Annotated in this window: 1 protein-coding gene; it reads left to right on the top strand. The window is 70.1% G+C overall.

Going from position 1 to position 737, the window contains the following annotated elements; all coding sequences use genetic code 11:
• Window positions 1-670 (top strand): transposase (locus NBY69_RS37135; protein WP_250306691.1); only part of this gene is annotated, 670 nt, incomplete at its 5' end.
• Window positions 671-737: the final 67 nt, after the last annotated feature.

Below are 737 nucleotides of genomic sequence, written 5' to 3'. Positions count from 1 at the left end.
GGTGATCGACGATTCGGGCGACCGCAAGGACGGCAAGGCGACCGCGCACATCGGCCGCCAGTGGCTGGGCCGGCTGGGCAAGACCGACAACGGCATCGTCACCGTGACCACCTGCTGGGCCGATGAGAACCTGTACTACCCGCTGCACGCCGTGTCCTACAGCCCCGCCCATCACTTCCCCAAGGACAAGAGCGACCCCGGCTTCCGCACGAAACCGCAGATCGCCGCAGAGCTGGCCCGCACCGCGAAGGCTGCCGGGGTGGCCTTCCGGGCCGTGGCCGCCGACTGCGCCTACGGCGACCAGGACGGCTTCCGCAGACAACTCGACGCGGCAGGGCTGCCGTTCGTCATGGCTCTCAAACCGAGCCACGGCACCTGGGCCTACGGCAAGGACGCCTACACCCCTGCCCATGCCGCCCACGCCCTGACCTGGACAAACCCCGAACATCCAGGGGACCGGACCCCGGTCGAGCGAAACTTCCGTGACGGGCACACCGAGACATGGTGGGCTGCCGATGCCCGCCTCGGCTGGTGGGGACCCGACGGGAACGTCCGCCTGGTCGTGGCCACCACCGACCCGGCCACGCTGCCCGCGCAAGCCACCTGGGACCTGGTACCTGGCCACCGACCTGCCCCGACCCGGCGGACCTCACGAGGCCAACAGCCCTGAACCCGCCGCCGGCCTGCACGAAGTCGTCCGGATCTACGGCGTCCGGCACTGGATCGAGCAGAGCTAC

The sequence above is a fragment of the Streptomyces sp. A 4/2 genome (assembly GCF_940670765.1).
GTDB lineage: Bacteria > Actinomycetota > Actinomycetes > Streptomycetales > Streptomycetaceae > Streptomyces.
This window is presented reverse-complemented; position numbering and strand designations above follow the sequence as displayed.